Below are 16,231 nucleotides of genomic sequence, written 5' to 3'. Positions count from 1 at the left end.
CGGACAACGACTTTTGAACTATTTCACGCCCGTACTTCCAAAACCGCCGGCGCCTCTGGTTGTTTCGCTCAATTCCGAAACTTCGACCCATTGGGCGCGTTCGTGCTTGGCGATGACGAGTTGTGCGATGCGTTCCCCGTTTTCGACGGTAAAAGGCTCATTCGATAAATTTACTAAAATCACTCCGATTTCGCCCCGATAATCAGCATCTATGGTTCCCGGTGAGTTCAGCACGGTGACGCCTCTCTTGGCAGCCAATCCTGAGCGCGGCCTGACCTGGGCTTCGTATCCGACGGGAAGCTCGATGAAAAGCCCCGTCTTTACGATGGCGCGCTCGAGTGGGCCCAGGACAATCGGTTCTGTAACGACGGCGCGCAAATCCATTCCGGCGGAAGCGATCGTTTCGTAGTTCGGCAGGTCGTGACCTGATTTGTTGACAATGTATATTTTCATTTGTATTCGATTCTTTGTTTTAACTCCATTCCTAGCCCCGATGGAAGCGGACAGCCTTTCGCCGAAGAACGCTTTTTTTGCCGGGTTGCGACAGCGACCAACGGAAGCTCGTCGCGGCCCGCTCAAAAACGCGTTGTTCAAGAAAGCGGGAAGCGCACAGCGGGATCAAGCTTCAAATCTCCATTTTTTTTGTTCGTCTCCTGCGTTTTATAATGCCCTCCAACGTTTCTTTTTCGCCATAATAAACGAGTCCTGAAAAGACAAGCAAAAGCGGTATGTTGACGAAATAGTTTTCGCGGAAAACGTAAAATGCGACAAACGAAAATGTGATGGATACGCCGAGATAACCTAGTATCCGTTTCATGTCGTACGGGATTTCGTACCGCTTTTGACCCATTAGGTACGATATGACCATCATGGAACCATAAGCTGCGATCGTAGCGATGGCCGAGCCCATGTAACCGTCGCCTGTTTTTTTCTGGAACATCGGAATCAGTAAAATATTGAGTCCCAACGTGACGGCAGCTCCGACAAACGAAATGTAGGCTCCGATGTGGGTCTTGTCGATGAGCTTGTACCAAACCGAAAGATTGGTGTAAATCCCGAGGAAAAAATTCGCGACGATGATTAGCGGGACGACTTTCATGGCTTCCCAATAATCAGGGTTGTCGAGCAGCATGAGTTTGAGGACATCGGCAAACACGACCACCGAAAGCAGGATCAACGAGCCGAAAATCACGAAATATTTGGTGATCACGGCATAGGTTTCCTTGGCGTTGTCGTTGCCGGCGTGGCTGAAAAAGAACGGCTCGATTCCCAAGCGGAAGGCCGTGGCATACAACGTCATGAACAATGCGAGTTTGTAACAGGCCGAATAAATACCGGCCTGGGTTTTCCCAACATTGGCCGGAAGGATTTTCTCTAGCAGGATTTTGTCGAAGTGTTCGTTGACGGCAAACGCGATTCCGGCGAAAAAAATCGGGAGGCCGTATTTCATCATGCGTTTCCACAAGATCGGGTCGATGTGCCAGTTGACTTTGAAATAATCGGGCGACAACACGACGAATGTGAGCAGGCTCGCGATCAGGTTGGACATGAAAATGTATCCGACCTCGAAATTCTCGACGTACAAACTGCTCAGGAAACTGTCCGGATTGTTTTGGGCGAAAACGGGAAGCCACAACAAACAGATCAGGTTCAATCCCATGTTGATGATGACGTTTCCGATCTTGATCACGGCGTAACGCATTGGCCGTTGCTGGGCGCGTAGTTTGGAAAACGGAATGACGACAAGTGCGTCGAGCACCAAAATCCAGATGGCATATGTGATGTAGGATGAATCGACGTTGACCGCATGTGCGATGCTGTTCCGGAACGACAACGCCAAACCGAGAAACGCGAGAGACGACCAAAAAATCGAGATCGTCGACGTGGAAACGACGTTTTCCTTGTTTTGCTCGGAGTTGTAAAACCTGAAAAATCCGGTCTCGAAACCGTACGAAAGCGCCACATTGAGGAAGACCATCCAGGCCATGACGATGCTCACGTCCCCGTATTCGTTCGTCGGAAGTTTATTCGTGTAGAGCCTTACGAGCAAAAAGCTCAGCATGCGCGGCAACACCGTGGCAATCCCGTAAATCGCAGTCTGTTTGAAAAGATTTTTGTACACGCTCGGCTTGATTCGCTGTAATATGCAAAAATAACCATTTATACGGCTTAAGCCGAGTTTAACCCAGACGTTATCATCATAATAATCAACACAGGTCGCGTCCAAATAAATTGAAGCCACGTTTCTTCTATATTTGTTGCCTACCAAACACCGTTAAACTTGAAACTCTCTGTTTTTTGCCTTCTCCTGGCCGCGAATACCGTTGCCCAAAGCAGTTCGCCTGCCACCAAAAAAGTCGGGAATGCCCAGACGCGCTTCGGCATTTCGATAGCGGACGACTATTCCTGGCTCGAAAATACGCGATCGGCCGAAGTCGCTACTTGGGTTTCGGCCCAGAACGCTTTTACCCAATCGCATCTTGACCTGGTGAACAAATCGGTTTCGGTAGCGTCGAAAATCAAGGAATTCAACTTTTTGTCGACAAATGCGCTTCCGGGCAAAAACGGAAAATATTATTACTCCCGCTATATCAAAGACAAAAACCGACCGGCCTCACTGTTCTATCGCAAGAGTCTCGCCGACCAGTCTATCGAGATTTTCAACACCTATAAATTGTATGGGAACGACGGCTCTTTCCTTATGGATTATTATCCGTCGAAAAATTCGCGTCTGCTTGCGTGTACCGTTTCTATGGCGGGAAGTGACCGACAGGAAATTCGGTTCGTGAACCTTGACACCCGCAACTTGATGGACGACGCGCTCAAACAAATCAAGTTCGCGTCCGTGAGTTGGAATGCCGACAAGGGAATTTTTTACAAGAAGAACGCCAACCTCCGGGAATTCGAGAAAGATTCGACGTTCCAGTTGTATTATCACGAGATCGGGAAACCGCAGAGCGAAGACATTTTGGTTTTCGACGCCACCAAAACCAACAACTGGTTTGGCGCCCGTACCAAGCACAACCGCTTGTTCGTTACCGAAACCGATTCGCGTGACGGTTCGCGCACTTATTATTCGGCCAATCTCGACGGCCCGGCGTTCGACCTCAAGCCCTTCATCGAAAAGGATACGACCGACATGAAGATCATCGGGACTACGAAGGATAAGATTTACTTCTCGTCTTCCGATTACGATTGGGGCGACGTACGGTATTTCACGCTCGAGAATCCGTCGGAACGCAAAGTCGTGATTCCTCAAATCTACGGGCATTTGCTTGTCGATAATTTCTTTACGGATAAGTACATCTTTTGCAAATACCGAAAATCGGGTTCGTATTATCTCAGCGTTTACGATTTGGACGGACAATTCATCCGCAAGTTCGACGCACCTTATGAAATGGATTTCAATTTCAGGTTTATCGATTCCGAAAAAGACATCCTTTATGTGACGTTCCACTCGAGCGTAATTTCCTACCGCAATTTCAAGTTGGATATCAAGAACGGCACGGCCCATGAATTTTTCAACGACTACATCAGGCCAAAATCGACATTGTTCCCGCTCGACAAGTTCGCGATCAAACACCTGACCTATAAAAGCCGAGACAACAAAGACATTCCGATAACCGTCATCCACGATCGCGATGTCGTTCTCGATGGCAACAATCCTACATTGCTCGAAGCTTACGGCGGATATGGCGTCGTGACCGAATTCCATTACGACACGGCATTGCTGACATTTCTCGAGAAAGGCGGCATCTACGCTTACGCGGAAATTCGCGGTGGTGGTGAAAAAGGACGACAGTGGCACGAGGCGGGAAGCGGGAAAAACAAGATCAATACGATACACGATTTCATCGACGCGTCGAAATTCCTGATCGAAAACCGATACACGTCGGCAGCAAAACTTGGAATTACGGGTGGATCGCATGGCGGAATGGTCGTGGCTTCGGCATTGGTTCTCGCGCCCGAACTCTATAAAGTCGCGATTCCCAAAGTAGGTGTGATGGACATGGTGAATTACGATTTGTATACCGTCGGAAGCAAGCACCAATCCGAATATGGCGATCCCAGGAAAGCCGATGATTTCAAACGGCTGATGGCCTTTTCGCCTTACCACAATATCAAGGAAGATGTCAACTATCCGGTGACGATGGTCATAACGTCTGAAAACGACGACCGCGTGCCGCCTTTTCATTCGTATAAATTCGCCGCGAAACTCCAGGGTCGTCCGGCTCAGAAGAATCCGGTTTACTTATTGAGTTACACCAAATCCGGGCATTACGGCACGATTTCAAACTATACGAGCAGTATTCAGCAAAAGGCGAATTTTTACGATTTTCTGTGGTTTCATTTGAACCAGTAATCGCTGTCGGTTTAGCGACATTGTCCGGATGCGCCTGATGTCGAGTGGTTGATTTAGCCGCGCGCGATTAATCTTAAACAAAAAAAGCCGGACATCAATCCGGCTTCTCTATTCATATCTGCAATGCTTATCCTTTCAAAGCTTCGGCTCCACCGACGATTTCTAGGATCTCGTTCGTGATGGCCGCCTGACGTGCTTTGTTGTAAGTCAGCTTTAATTGGTTGCGCAAGGCCGTGGCATTGTCGGTTGCTTTGTGCATGGCCGTCATACGCGCTCCGTGCTCGGCCGCGAAAGAGTCGCGAACGGCTTTGTAAACCTGTGTTTTGAGCATTTTTGGGATCAATGTCAAGACGATTTCTTCTTTCGAAGGCTCGAAAATATAATCCACTACCTTAGAACTGTCGGTCTTGGCTGGCGGAACCAACGGCAACAACTGCTCTTCTTTAATGATTTGCGTAGCGGCATTCTTGAACTGGTTGTATACCAAAACGATCTTGTCGTATTTTCCGTCGAGGAACAACTTCACGATTTCATCGGTAACAACAGAAACGTTGTCGAACGTAAGCTCGTCAAACAGGCCATTGTTGTTCGAAACCACATTGCCCGATTTCTTGAGGATGTCGTTTCCTTTCTTTCCGATCGTGACGAAATCGACTTTCTTGCCAGCATATTGCCCTTCAGACAAACGCTTGATTTCCTTGAGCACATTCGAGTTAAAGGCTCCGGCAAGTCCGCGGTTTGAAGTCACGGCCACGATAAGGACGTTCTTTACTTCGCGTTGGGTTGTAAAAGCACCTCCCATATCGCCTTCTAATGTAGAAGACAAATTCTGAAGCAATTCCGTAAGTTTCTCGGCGTACGGTCTCATGGCGGTGATTGCGTCCTGGGCCTTTTTCAATTTGGCCGCAGACACCATCTTCATCGCCGATGTGATTTGCATCGTTGAGGAAACGGAAGTGATCCGGTTACGTATTTCCTTTAGGTTTGCCATTATAATTTGAAAATTAGATAATTTGAAAATTTGAAAATGACCACCATTTCCAAATTTTCAAATTTTCAAATTGATTAATTGTATTTCGCTGCAGTTTCCTTAGCCGCGCTTTCGATAACGCTAGTGATCTCGTCGGTGAATTTACCGGCTTTCAAAGCGTCAAGCGTGTCGCGGTGTTTTGCGTTCATGTATTGCAGGAAGTCTTTTTCGAATTCCTTCACTTTGTCTACAGGAACGCTGCGCAACAAGTTCTTTGAACCCGCGTAGATGATCGCAACCTGATCTTCAACCGTAAACGGAGAGTTCAAACCTTGCTTCAAAATCTCTACGTTGCGTCGGCCTTTTTCGATTACGTTCAAGGTAACGGCGTCAAGGTCGGATCCGAATTTCGCAAACGCTTCCAATTCGCGAAACTGCGCCTGGTCAAGTTTAAGCGTACCTGCAACTTTCTTCATCGATTTGATCTGGGCGTTACCTCCCACACGAGATACCGAAATACCAACGTTGATTGCAGGACGTACACCAGAGTTGAACAAATCGGACTCAAGGAAGATCTGTCCATCAGTAATCGAAATTACGTTTGTCGGAATATATGCCGAAACGTCACCCGCTTGTGTTTCGATGATCGGAAGAGCCGTAAGCGATCCGCCACCTTTTACAATCGGTTTCAAAGATTCCGGAAGGTCGTTCATGTTCTTTGCGATGTTGTCATCTGCAATCACTTTCGCAGCTCTTTCCAAAAGACGGCTGTGAAGGTAGAAAACGTCTCCAGGATATGCCTCACGTCCCGGTGGACGACGAAGCAACAACGAAACCTCGCGGTAAGCAACCGCTTGCTTAGACAAATCATCGTATACGATCAAAGCCGGACGGCCCGTATCGCGGAAATATTCACCGATCGCAGCACCCGCAAACGGAGCGTAAACCTGCATCGGAGCAGGATCGGACGCGTTCGCAGCCACGATAACCGTGTAGGCCATTGCGCCTCTTTCTTCCAAAGTTTTGGCGATACCGGCAACAGTCGAAGCTTTTTGTCCGATAGCGACATAGATACAAAATACAGGTTGTCCTGCATCGTAGAATTCTTTCTGGTTCAGGATCGTATCCAAACAAACCGTAGATTTTCCGGTTTGACGGTCACCGATCACAAGCTCGCGCTGTCCACGTCCGACAGGAATCATCGCATCTACCGCTTTGATACCCGTTTGAAGCGGCTCTGTTACCGGCTGACGGAAGATTACTCCCGGAGCTTTGCGCTCCAACGGCATCTCGTAAAGATCGCCACCGATTGGGCCTTTTCCGTCGATTGGCTGACCAAGCGTGTTCACAACACGGCCAACCATTTGCTCACCGACTTTCAATGAAGCGATGCGCTGTGTTCTTTTAACCTGGGAGCCTTCTTTGATTCCCGTCGATGGGCCGAGCAATACGACACCAACGTTATCTTCTTCGAGGTTCAAAACGATCGCTTCAAGACCGTTTTCGAACTCTACCAATTCACCATATTGTACGTTTGACAATCCGTAAACGCGGGCGATACCGTCACCGACGTTCAAGACCGTTCCCACTTCTTCAAGCGTTGCTCCCGATTCGAAAGCCGAAAGCTGTTTCTTTAAAATCGCTGAAATCTCAGCTGGTTTAATTTCCGCCATAATATACTAGTTTGTAAAACCTATTTTTCTTAATTACTCAATTCTCTTTTCAATACATTCAATCTGTTGGAGACCGAAGCATTGTATTGCTTGTCGCCGATGCGCAGGATAAAACCACCGATGATCTCAGGATTTATCACGTTCTCAATCACGACCTTTTTGTTCGTGAATTCAAGGATCTTGCTCATCACACGTCCTTCCATTTCTTTGTCAAGTTCGACGGCTGTGGTCACCGTGGCAACTTCGACTCCGTTCATGTCCTCGAAAAGGCGGCTGTATTCGGTGGCGATGCTTCCCAAAATCTCGAAACGCTTGTTGTCTTTCAAAAGTCGGAACAAACCTTGCGTGATGCCGTTTACGGATGCGAACACTTCCAACGTCGCTTTTTCCTTCACTTCATTGCTGATGATCGGGCTTTCGAGGAAATTCTTGAGTTCCGCGCTTGCGTCGAGGTTTTCGGCAATGTGCGCCATGTCGGTGTTCACTTCAGAAGCGACTCCGCGTGAATGCGCCATATCTAAAATCGCTTTCGCGTAACGGATAGCAGCTCTAGACATATTAGTTCAGTTTAGCGTCGGCCAACATTTTGTCGACCAATTTCATTTGTGATTCTTTGTTCGAAAGCTCTTCTTTCAGCAATTTCTCGGCAATTTCCAGAGAAAGTGAAGAAACCTGCGCCTTGATTTCGGCCATGGCTGCGTTCTTCTCGTTGTTGATCGCAGCTTTTGCCTGCTCGATCATTTTGGCGCCTTCCGCAGATGCATCCGCTTTGGCGTCCGCAATCATTTTTTCCTTGATCTCACGCGCTTCTTTAAGCATCGCATCGCGCTCCATGCGGGCTTCCTGCAACGTAGCTTCGTTCTTTGCCTGAAGTGCGACCATTTCCTCGCGGGCTTTTTCGGCAGACGACAATGCGTTGCGGATTCCTTCCTCGCGGTTGTTCACCGACTCCAGGATCGGCTTCCAGGCGAACTTGCGCAACAACAGGATAAGGCCGATGAAGATAAGCATCTGCCAAAAGAACAAACCTAATTCAAACTGATTGACTAATTTTTCCATGTTCGGAATCTATGTGTTTTAAATTTTAATCTTTGAATAAAAAGCCAGTTACAACCAACCGTTGCAACTGACTTCCTGTTTTCATTACGCAGCGAAAAGCGCGGCGAAACCAATACCTTCGATAAGTGCGGCAGCGATCAACATAGCTGTCTGGATTTTTCCAGAAGCTTCAGGTTGACGTGAAATCGCGTCCATTGCTGAACCACCGATTTTACCGATACCAAGACCGGCTCCGATTACGATAAGACCAGCACCTACAATAGTTGGAATTTGCATGATAAATATATTTAAGATTAAACAGTATTTCTAATTAATGATGTGCCTCGTCGTGGTGATGCTCCTCAACCGCCGAACCGAAGTACAAGGCCGAAAGCATCGTGAAAATATAAGCCTGGAGGAATGCCACCAAGATCTCAAGGATCGAAAGCACGAAAGCCAATCCGAAAGAAAGCGAGCTTCCTATCCAGCTCTTGAATATGAAAATCAATCCGATGATACTCATCAAAACGATGTGTCCTGCGAAAATGTTCGCATACAGACGGATCATCAACGAGAACGGCTTGATGAAAGCGCCCAACAATTCGATCGGCGCCAAGATGATACGCATCGGTTTCGGGACGCCCGGCATCCAGAACATGTGCATCCAATAATCTTTTTTAGCGGTAAACGTCGTGATCAGGAACGTCAGGATGGCCAAAGCGAACGTGATCGCGATGTTGCCCGTAACGTTGATTCCCAGTGGCGTCAACCCGAAAAGGTTTAGGAAAAGGATAAAGAAGAAAATCGTGAGCAAATAGCCCATGTATTTCCTGTGGTATTTCTGTCCGATGTTAGGAATGGCAATCTCATCGCGGATGAAAACGACAAGTGGCTCGAAAAAACGACCGATTCCCGTAGCGATGCCATTGTTCTTAGCATACGATTTGGCAAGGCTGGTAAAAATCCAGAACATCAAAAGCGCCGTGAAAAGTATGGTCAATACGCTTTTGGTAATCGAAAGGTCAAGTGGGTGAACGTTCGTCGGATGGCCTTTCGCATCGTTTGTGATCGTGCCTTGTGCGTCTGTACGATAAATCTTACCGTCGTGGTGATTGATCGCGTAATATTTTCCGTTTGATTCGGCCACTTCCTTACCGTGGTGAAACTTCGAAGACGAGAAAACATGAAAACCTTCATCGACCAAAATCACAGGAAGCGGAAACCCGAAATGCATCCCTGTTTCCTCATCTGAAAACAAAGTAAAGTCGTGGGAATCCAAAACGTGGTGGTTGATGTGGGCCTTGATCTTACCTCGGACGTCAGTAGGTTCGGCATGAGTGTCATGACTGTCGCTGTGAGCAGCCTCCGCGTGAGCCTCCTGGGTTGGAGATGAAGCGGCGTGCTCTTCGTGCTGGGCGATTCCGGCAAACGAAAGAGCAGAAATGAACAAACTTGCAATGATTGTGAGCGATTTACGTGAAAGCACCATAATATAAATAAGCTTAAAAGCTGTTTTTAAATTTGGCGCAAAGGTACATTTAAAATCGGAAAGAAAAAGTGCGTAAAAGGCTAAATTTTACGGAATTTGCATATTCTTGCGAAAACGTTTTCAAAAAGACACTTCGGAAACAGGAGCCGTTCGCGTTCCAAATCGTCATTCCCGATTCAGCATCCTGCCGGAAACGATTGTTTCAAATGCCAAAAACAAAGCGAAAACCACGAAGAAATTGATTTTTTCGGCTTTTATTCCCTGTTCGAGAACCGGTCGCAACAACAAATAGGCGCCCACCATCTTCACCGATGTCAGGATCAAAAACGTATATCCGACCTGGTCTTTGTTGCGCTTTTCGATGACAACAAGCGCGGTCACTATCGCAAGCGACGCCGCCAAAAAATAGACGTACAACTCAACCAGGCCATAAACAAACGCGGTCGTATCGATCGAAAAAAGTTTGAGGATCAAAAAGTGAAGCAAGGCGGCGAGACACGAAATGACGAAGATTTCGATAAGCGGACGCCACCGTTTGGTGTTATTTGTCATCCGTTTTGTTGATTTCCTGGACCTGTCGGTTTACATTGTAGATCGCAATTCCTACGCCCAATACAACCAAGATCTTGACGTAAATATTATTTTCGTTCGGATACTTTTCGTCCAGCCACTTACCGGCATATGCGAACGCGAAAACGATCACGCCCATCTGTATCGGGATGTTGATCAGCGCGAGCCATTTATTGCTCTTTTTTTTCGGATTCCGGTCGCTCATAAACAGGTAGATTTTTGGGTTGTTGCCTCATCTCGCACGAAGCGCTGAATGCCGCTCCCGGTTCTACCGAAAGTTTCGCGCAGACGACATGGCCATTGATGCTGGCTTTAGACTTTACGTTGAGCATTTCCGCGACCTGGATTTTCCCTTCGAATCGCCCTTCGATATCGGCATTTTTGCAAACGATGTCACCCTGTACCGCTCCCGCCGGGCCTATCACTATCTTGCCGTTGCATTGCAGGTTGCCAATGAGATTGCCGTCGAGACGAAAATCGGCTTGGGAAATGATGTCGCCTTTTATCGCCGTTCCTTCGACGATCCTGTTGGTTTTTCCCAAAAGGTCGGTATAGGATTTCGGGCTTTTGTCAAACATTATTTTCGCGATGGAGGTTGCTGTTGTTGCTGCTGATTTTGTATGCTCTGGTTCATTTTAGGACTGTTGCCCTGCATTCCCGGCGGCATGTTGTTCGATCTCGGGTCGTCCGAATCCTGTGGCGGTCGCCCGATGGCAGGCGGCTGCGTTCCCTGGGTTTGGGACTGGGCGGCTTTTTGTTTCGGGATCCTCGCACCACGCGGCGTCTGGTTCGATTTTTCCTGGACAGGTTGCTTAAGTACCGGAGCGGCTTTCTTTTCGGCAGGTTTGTCGGGATCGGCTAAATATTCTTCGAGATTTTTCTTGATTTGGACCACGCCGTAATTGTCGCTGGAAATAATAATTGGCGTGTCCGGAATTTTGTATTCCTTGAATTCTTTCAATACCGATGCGATTCCCTGTGCGCCTTCCTGGCTGCGGATGCCGTGAACCACGACAAAATCCATATCGACGGTGTAAATGTCTAGCGATTGCGAAAGCTGGTCGGCGGTCCTTTCGGAAATGAACTTCTTGAGTTTCTCCTGAAGCGTTTTGACATTCTTGGCTTCCGGATAAGCCGCGCGATACAGAATTTTCCAGCTACGCGGCGGGTTTTCGTTGAATTGAAGATTCTCCATGAGCACTATGTCACGTCCCAAAAGCAATTCGGCTTCCTTTCCTTCGGCTTGGTTCGGATAGGTCAAGGCCACGTAATTCAATGCTTTTTTATATTCTTCAACACCTTTGAGCTTACCGGCATTGCGGGCTTTGAGCATTTCGAATTTCGGAAGCAGATCTTCTCCCGTGTATTGTTCGATGGCATCGTCGAGTTTGGTCACCAATTCGCGATAATCGCCTTCCTCATACTGCTTGTAGAGCCTGTTGAAGGCAACCTGTGGCGAAAGCGCGGCTTCTTCGGACATTTGGGAATTGCTCAAAATCTGGGCGTAACGCGATTCCGGATATTGGCTGATGATGTCCTGTTTGACAACCGCCGCCTTTTGTTTGTCGATGATCTCGTAAATCTTGTAAAGGTTGTATTGAGCCGGAAGAATAAGGCGCTCTTCAGGGTTATTGCCCAACAGCGTTTCGAGCTTGTCTGCGGCGCGTTGGTACTCCTTGAACTTTTCCTTGTAGATCACGCCTAATTGATAATACGCAAAATTTCGTTCCTTGGCCAAACTGTCGATGACCACTTTTGAGGTCGGAAGCTGGCTGATGTAAAAATCCGGAGTATAACGCGCTTCGGCCTGGGCTTCGGCCAATTTCAACGCCTGGATTTCCGCTTCGGTCATTTCAGATTCGTCTTTACGACCGGCCTCGGACGGGCTCGGTTTGGAGAAACGCCAGTTTTCCTGGTAAGGCCTGTTGCCCCAATTCTTGCGAAACTCCGATCTTCCGAAAGCGACTGTCGTCTGGTTGTAGAAATAAAAATCACCTGGCTTGACTGGTTTTCCCGGCTTGGTTGGCGCGACGTCGGCATCGAGACGATCGGAACGGTCTGGAACAGACGTGCTATTGCGCGACGATTTAGACGCAACTTCCGCAGACGCGACATCGCCGGAACTCGCCTGAGCCAATGCTTCTGCTTTTTCGCGCTCTTTCTCGGCGGCGATCTTTTTGGCCTCGTCCGCTCTCTTGAGTTTTTCGATATAAGCTTGGTAATACGCGACCTGACCTTCTTTCGGCATCGAATAAACGCTGATGATACTGTCGTTGACCTGGGCGATCCCTTCGTATTTGATGACATCTTCGAGGTTCATGCGCTTTTTCTCGACGAGGCGGTATTCGCGCGTCCGAGGCTGCAAGTGCACAAGCGTACTGTCGTAATAAAAACCAGCGGTGACGTATTTGGCCTGATTGAAGTAAATCTCGGCCATGTTTCGGTAATTCGACGCGTTCAGATAGGTGTCCTTCGGTTGTGCGTCGAGCGATTTGTTATAATATTTGAGCGCTTCATTTGGCTTGTCCCGCTTGTCGTAAAACAACGCATATTGATGGTTGAGCACGTCGAGATACGGACGGTTTTCCCTATCCGTGAACAAGTCCTTGTAATTCTCCACAAAAGCCAGTGTATCACCGTTCTTATAGTCGAACTGGGCCGATTGGCGACCAATGGCCTGAATCGTATACGTGCGCGGCGACTTGCGTTTCATATCGATCACTTCCTGATAATAATCAAACGCGGTGTCGCCTTTGCCTAGGTCTTCGTACAACTGTCCGATAATGAAGCGGTAACGCGCCTTTTCCTCGTCGTATTTTGTATTCTTTATCGCGATAACCAAACGACCGATCGCACTGTCTTTTTGTTGGGTGTTGATGAACGCCTGAGCCAAGGTAGCGTTTGCGTCGGCATACACCTGCTTGTTGAGCTTGACCTTTTCGTCCCCTAGCAATTTGCTCAGGTTTGTGATCGCAAGGCCGTCGTTTTCAAGACGCATATTGGTTTTCTCCCGCCACACCTTGGCTTCGTAAATACGGCTGCTTTTGGGATACTTGTACAAAATGTAGTTGAACGCCTCGAGAGCCGGGACGTAACGCTTGTCGTAATAACGTGCCTTGCCCAGTAAAAGGTGCGCTTCGTCTATTTGGTAATTGACTTCGGTGCCTCCGATGTTCATCGAGTGTTTCTGGATGGCTTTCGTGGCTTTTTCCTCGGCGCGCTGGAAATTCGGGTTTTTTTGTTCGTCTTTTGGACCCGTAGGTTGGCCGCCAATAGTAGGTTGGACAGGATCGGGTTGCATGCGCTCCACGGGAAGCACTTCCCAGAAATTATCGCCATACAACGTCCGCAAATCGTTCATGCCCGCCTCAAGTGCGAGATCGCCGTTGTATAAAATATTGTATTTGGTGCTCAACGCGTGGGAATTACGCGCCAAAAAAGTATCGCGCTTTGTCGAGCAAGCCACTACCAAAGCGATAATGCCGACAATCGCAAGGATTCGGAATATATTGGTTTTCAAGACGGTCACCGTTTTATGCATAAACTGCCGAATGGGGATTTTAGTATAAACGGGTAAAAATAAAGTTTTAATTGGATTGTTTATTTGTTGACGTGTTTATTTTATTCGCCGCGATCCTTACTGTTCGGATACGCCTCAACTGGTGATTCGCATATAAGACAAAGGTTCTTATTCATTTAAACCGCGAAAAATGTTTCCAGTTCCCTAAGCGTTTCAGGAGAGGTTTGAATGTCTTTTACGATTTCACCCTTTGACAACGCCACGATGCGGTCGCAAACTTCAACCGTGTGTGCCAAATCGTGACTCGAAACCAGGATTGTGACTCTTGGATCGTCGGCGAGCTCGCGGATGATTTTCTTGAGGCGGTTCACGGTCGTCGGGTCGAGATTGGCGAACGGTTCGTCGAGGATCACGACTTCGGGATTTCCGATAAGGGTTGCGATGATACCCACTTTTTTCATATTCCCTTTCGAGAGGTCGCGCAGGTATTTCTTGCTGTTGAGGATCTCTCCGTTAAAGAATTCTTCATGTTTGGCCAGCAAGGCATCCACGTCAGATTTTTTCTGTCCACGCAAATCGCCGATAAAGTAAAAATATTCTTCGGCCGTCAGGTATCCGATAAGGAAACTCTCATCGAGAAAGGCCGCCGTAAACGGTTTCCAGGCTTCGCTTGTATTGACCTGGACGTTTTTGTTGAGCACTTTTCCGCTCGAAGGTTCGATAAGATCGAGAAGCAGGCTGAAAAAAGTGGTTTTCCCGGCTCCGTTATTCCCGACGAGTCCAAAGCTTTCGCCCGGCGCAATGTCGAGATTTGGAATATTGAGTACGGTAATGCCGTTGGCGTATTTTTTTGTGAGATTGGAGACTGATATCATTGTTGATTTGTATTAAATCGTTGATTTTATTCCGCTGCGCCCATAGTGTTCGGCTGCGCCCCGGGTGTTTATTTGAGAATCGTGCTTTCAGGTGAATATCTTGTTGCCTCTGGATAAACCGCAACTTTAAACTTTAAACCTTAAACTAAACTTTCAACTTCAACTCTTCTGTTTATAAGCTTCTATCGTTTTGTATTTTTCCGATCGGTAAATGCCTTCGATGATTCCGAATATCTTATTCCGAAACAAAAAGCCGAGCAATCCGGCCCCGGCCACAAGTGCCAAACCGAGTTCTTCACTGTGCAATTTTCCAAGCACGTAGAGCAGGATGGGTCCGAGGAGCTTCGGGATGGTCACGAGCAACGTCCGGACATTGAACGCCTGTTTGTCGCCAAATGCCTGTTTGCTCGTGGTGAGGTCGATTGGCGTTTTCACGAAAGCTCCGCCAAGCAGCACGAGGGACGAGTTGATTCCGATGTTGTAAATCGCACCTACGACGATGAGCAGGTAGATGTGCCATCCGAAAATCGCATAAAACGAAGCCATGATCGTAGAAATCACCGTCGCAATTACCATAAGCCACCATTTTGAGGCGAGATAATCCTTGTATTTGATGTTTTGGCTCATCATCAACGGATAGTAGGCGCTATCCCAACTCGGGACGAATTGCCCGAAAGTGAACAGGAAACCTCCGGTGACGAAAATCCCTGCGAAGACTTGCCAGCCGGGAGAATCATACGAATCGATCGCACCTGTAAAAAACAGCAATCCGTAAAATACAAATAGCACACTCATAAATACGGTGGTGCGCGAACGCTTGTTTCGACGGAGCAGCCGGATGTCGTTCTTGAGAAACACGCCCAATTCCCCGAACCGGTCGAGCCAAGTATAATTTTCGGTTTTGGCAATGTCCGAACGTTTGGCCAAGCCGGTATCGAGATGCAGCCGTTCGAGGTAATAGGTAAAGGTAAACCAATATAGGACCGCCAAAAATCCGATGGCGACCAATGCGGTAACTGGAATTTCGTAGAACATCGCGAATGCCCGCCCGGTGTACAGCGTCACGTCGAACCAATCGTAATACCAACCGATTGCGGCGCCCAATACCAGGATCACAACGGGATAGAAAATCGCATCCTTGTTGTTGATCAGCAAATTAATGAAGTTATCGGCAAGCAACAACGCCACTATCGCGAAATGCCAACCAAGCACGTTCATGGCGGGATGTCCGTTGACGAGCATGGCCACGGTAAACGGCAACAGCCAAAAAAGGTGGATGGCGTTAAAGAACGAAATGGCGCTTTTTCCCATTGCAAAATGAACGACAGTGTTGCGTTTGATTGGGAGAATGAGCAGCGGCTTGATGTTCATCGTAGGCAACTTCTGCATGAAAAAGCGAATTGCGAGGTCGAAAACAAAATAAAAAAACAAGTATTTGTTGACGGTTTCCAAAGGATCCAAACCATTGTCCTCAAGGATCGGATAAATCGCGAATCCCATCATCAGGAAAAGAAACGCGTAAACCGTTGCGACAATTCCTAAAATTATCTTGATGGCAAGGTTGGCCCCGAAAGACGAGGCGCGCAGGAACGCTTTCCATTCCAACATTAAAAACAGTCTGAACATCTGATCGGGTTTTTGATAGGAGCATAAAAATAGGGAATTGTTACATCATTTCGGATTCGAATTGCACATCGTTCACACAACCCTCGAAACGAGATGTGTTTTTTGTA

General features: G+C 47.7%; 15 protein-coding genes. 1 reads left to right on the top strand and 14 read right to left on the bottom strand.

The features are described from left to right. Nucleotides 1-18 precede the first annotated feature (18 nt). Nucleotides 19-453, bottom strand: a complete 435-nt coding sequence (gene dut, locus HC229_RS03795; protein WP_191019133.1) for a dUTP diphosphatase — start codon at nt 451-453, stop codon at nt 19-21. A gap of 172 nt (nt 454-625) precedes the next feature. Then, a complete protein-coding gene (locus tag HC229_RS03790; RefSeq protein WP_332871625.1) occupies nt 626-2,122 on the bottom strand; it encodes a lipopolysaccharide biosynthesis protein in 1,497 nt (498 codons plus the stop codon). 159 nt (nt 2,123-2,281) lie between these two features. On the opposite strand from HC229_RS03790, the gene HC229_RS03785 reads away from it, so the two are divergent. Continuing rightward, on the top strand, nt 2,282-4,363 hold the full coding sequence (locus tag HC229_RS03785) for a prolyl oligopeptidase family serine peptidase (RefSeq protein WP_191019132.1): 2,082 nt from the start codon (nt 2,282-2,284) through the stop codon (nt 4,361-4,363). A 127-nt stretch (nt 4,364-4,490) separates the two neighbouring features. Here HC229_RS03785 and atpG read toward each other — a convergent pair whose 3' ends face one another. The 12 genes from atpG to HC229_RS03725 all read right to left on the bottom strand — a co-directional run bounded on the left by atpG (nt 4,491) and on the right by HC229_RS03725 (nt 16,124). Then, a complete protein-coding gene (gene atpG, locus HC229_RS03780) occupies nt 4,491-5,354 on the bottom strand; it encodes an ATP synthase F1 subunit gamma (protein ID WP_191019131.1) in 864 nt (287 codons plus the stop codon). A 74-nt stretch (nt 5,355-5,428) separates the two neighbouring features. Continuing rightward, nucleotides 5,429-7,006, bottom strand: coding sequence for a F0F1 ATP synthase subunit alpha (gene atpA, locus HC229_RS03775; protein WP_191019130.1), 1,578 nt, complete (start codon nt 7,004-7,006; stop codon nt 5,429-5,431). A gap of 29 nt (nt 7,007-7,035) precedes the next feature. Further along, nucleotides 7,036-7,563, bottom strand: a complete 528-nt coding sequence (gene atpH, locus HC229_RS03770; RefSeq protein WP_191019129.1) for an ATP synthase F1 subunit delta — start codon at nt 7,561-7,563, stop codon at nt 7,036-7,038. Between the two features lies 1 nt (nt 7,564). Continuing rightward, a complete protein-coding gene (locus tag HC229_RS03765; protein ID WP_191019128.1) occupies nt 7,565-8,065 on the bottom strand; it encodes a F0F1 ATP synthase subunit B in 501 nt (166 codons plus the stop codon). 84 nt (nt 8,066-8,149) lie between these two features. Next, a complete protein-coding gene (gene atpE / locus HC229_RS03760; protein ID WP_191019127.1) occupies nt 8,150-8,341 on the bottom strand; it encodes an ATP synthase F0 subunit C in 192 nt (63 codons plus the stop codon). Between the two features lie 34 nt (nt 8,342-8,375). Next, nucleotides 8,376-9,533, bottom strand: a complete 1,158-nt coding sequence (gene atpB / locus HC229_RS03755; RefSeq protein WP_191019126.1) for a F0F1 ATP synthase subunit A — start codon at nt 9,531-9,533, stop codon at nt 8,376-8,378. Between the two features lie 165 nt (nt 9,534-9,698). Then, nucleotides 9,699-10,085, bottom strand: a complete 387-nt coding sequence (locus HC229_RS03750; protein ID WP_191019125.1) for a hypothetical protein — start codon at nt 10,083-10,085, stop codon at nt 9,699-9,701. Beyond that, on the bottom strand, nt 10,075-10,308 hold the full coding sequence (locus HC229_RS03745; RefSeq protein WP_191019124.1) for an AtpZ/AtpI family protein: 234 nt from the start codon (nt 10,306-10,308) through the stop codon (nt 10,075-10,077). The genes HC229_RS03750 and HC229_RS03745 overlap by 11 nt, the downstream gene beginning before the upstream one ends. Beyond that, entirely contained in the window at nt 10,274-10,681 is a 408-nt protein-coding gene (locus tag HC229_RS03740; RefSeq protein ID WP_191019123.1) for a bactofilin family protein, read from the bottom strand. Before HC229_RS03740 ends, HC229_RS03745 begins: the two co-directional genes overlap by 35 nt. After that, nucleotides 10,681-13,623, bottom strand: coding sequence for a type IX secretion system periplasmic lipoprotein PorW/SprE (porW, locus tag HC229_RS03735; RefSeq protein WP_223845516.1), 2,943 nt, complete (start codon nt 13,621-13,623; stop codon nt 10,681-10,683). The genes HC229_RS03740 and porW overlap by 1 nt, the downstream gene beginning before the upstream one ends. Nucleotides 13,624-13,799: 176 nt before the next feature. Further along, nucleotides 13,800-14,498 carry an ABC transporter ATP-binding protein gene (locus HC229_RS03730; protein WP_191019121.1) on the bottom strand — a complete coding sequence of 233 codons (699 nt, stop codon included), beginning with the start codon at nt 14,496-14,498 and terminating at the stop codon, nt 13,800-13,802. Between the two features lie 159 nt (nt 14,499-14,657). After that, a complete protein-coding gene (locus HC229_RS03725; RefSeq protein ID WP_191019120.1) occupies nt 14,658-16,124 on the bottom strand; it encodes a DUF5687 family protein in 1,467 nt (488 codons plus the stop codon). Between the last annotated feature and the right edge of the window lie 107 nt (nt 16,125-16,231).

It is taken from the genome of Flavobacterium selenitireducens (assembly GCF_014748335.1).
GTDB lineage: Bacteria > Bacteroidota > Bacteroidia > Flavobacteriales > Flavobacteriaceae > Flavobacterium > Flavobacterium selenitireducens.
Note: the sequence above shows the minus strand (reverse complement) of the source record. Positions and strands in the feature narration are given on the sequence as shown.

Coding starts and splice junctions, on each gene's coding strand:
- dut (WP_191019133.1), bottom strand. CDS start 453: ATGAAAATATACATTGTCAACAAATCAGGTCACGACCTGCCGAACTAC.
- atpG (WP_191019131.1), bottom strand. CDS start 5,354: ATGGCAAACCTAAAGGAAATACGTAACCGGATCACTTCCGTTTCCTCA.
- atpA (WP_191019130.1), bottom strand. CDS start 7,006: ATGGCGGAAATTAAACCAGCTGAGATTTCAGCGATTTTAAAGAAACAG.
- atpH (WP_191019129.1), bottom strand. CDS start 7,563: ATGTCTAGAGCTGCTATCCGTTACGCGAAAGCGATTTTAGATATGGCG.
- HC229_RS03765 (WP_191019128.1), bottom strand. CDS start 8,065: ATGGAAAAATTAGTCAATCAGTTTGAATTAGGTTTGTTCTTTTGGCAG.
- atpE (WP_191019127.1), bottom strand. CDS start 8,341: ATGCAAATTCCAACTATTGTAGGTGCTGGTCTTATCGTAATCGGAGCC.
- atpB (WP_191019126.1), bottom strand. CDS start 9,533: ATGGTGCTTTCACGTAAATCGCTCACAATCATTGCAAGTTTGTTCATT.
- HC229_RS03750 (WP_191019125.1), bottom strand. CDS start 10,085: ATGACAAATAACACCAAACGGTGGCGTCCGCTTATCGAAATCTTCGTC.
- HC229_RS03745 (WP_191019124.1), bottom strand. CDS start 10,308: ATGAGCGACCGGAATCCGAAAAAAAAGAGCAATAAATGGCTCGCGCTG.
- HC229_RS03740 (WP_191019123.1), bottom strand. CDS start 10,681: ATGTTTGACAAAAGCCCGAAATCCTATACCGACCTTTTGGGAAAAACC.
- HC229_RS03730 (WP_191019121.1), bottom strand. CDS start 14,498: ATGATATCAGTCTCCAATCTCACAAAAAAATACGCCAACGGCATTACC.
- HC229_RS03725 (WP_191019120.1), bottom strand. CDS start 16,124: ATGTTCAGACTGTTTTTAATGTTGGAATGGAAAGCGTTCCTGCGCGCC.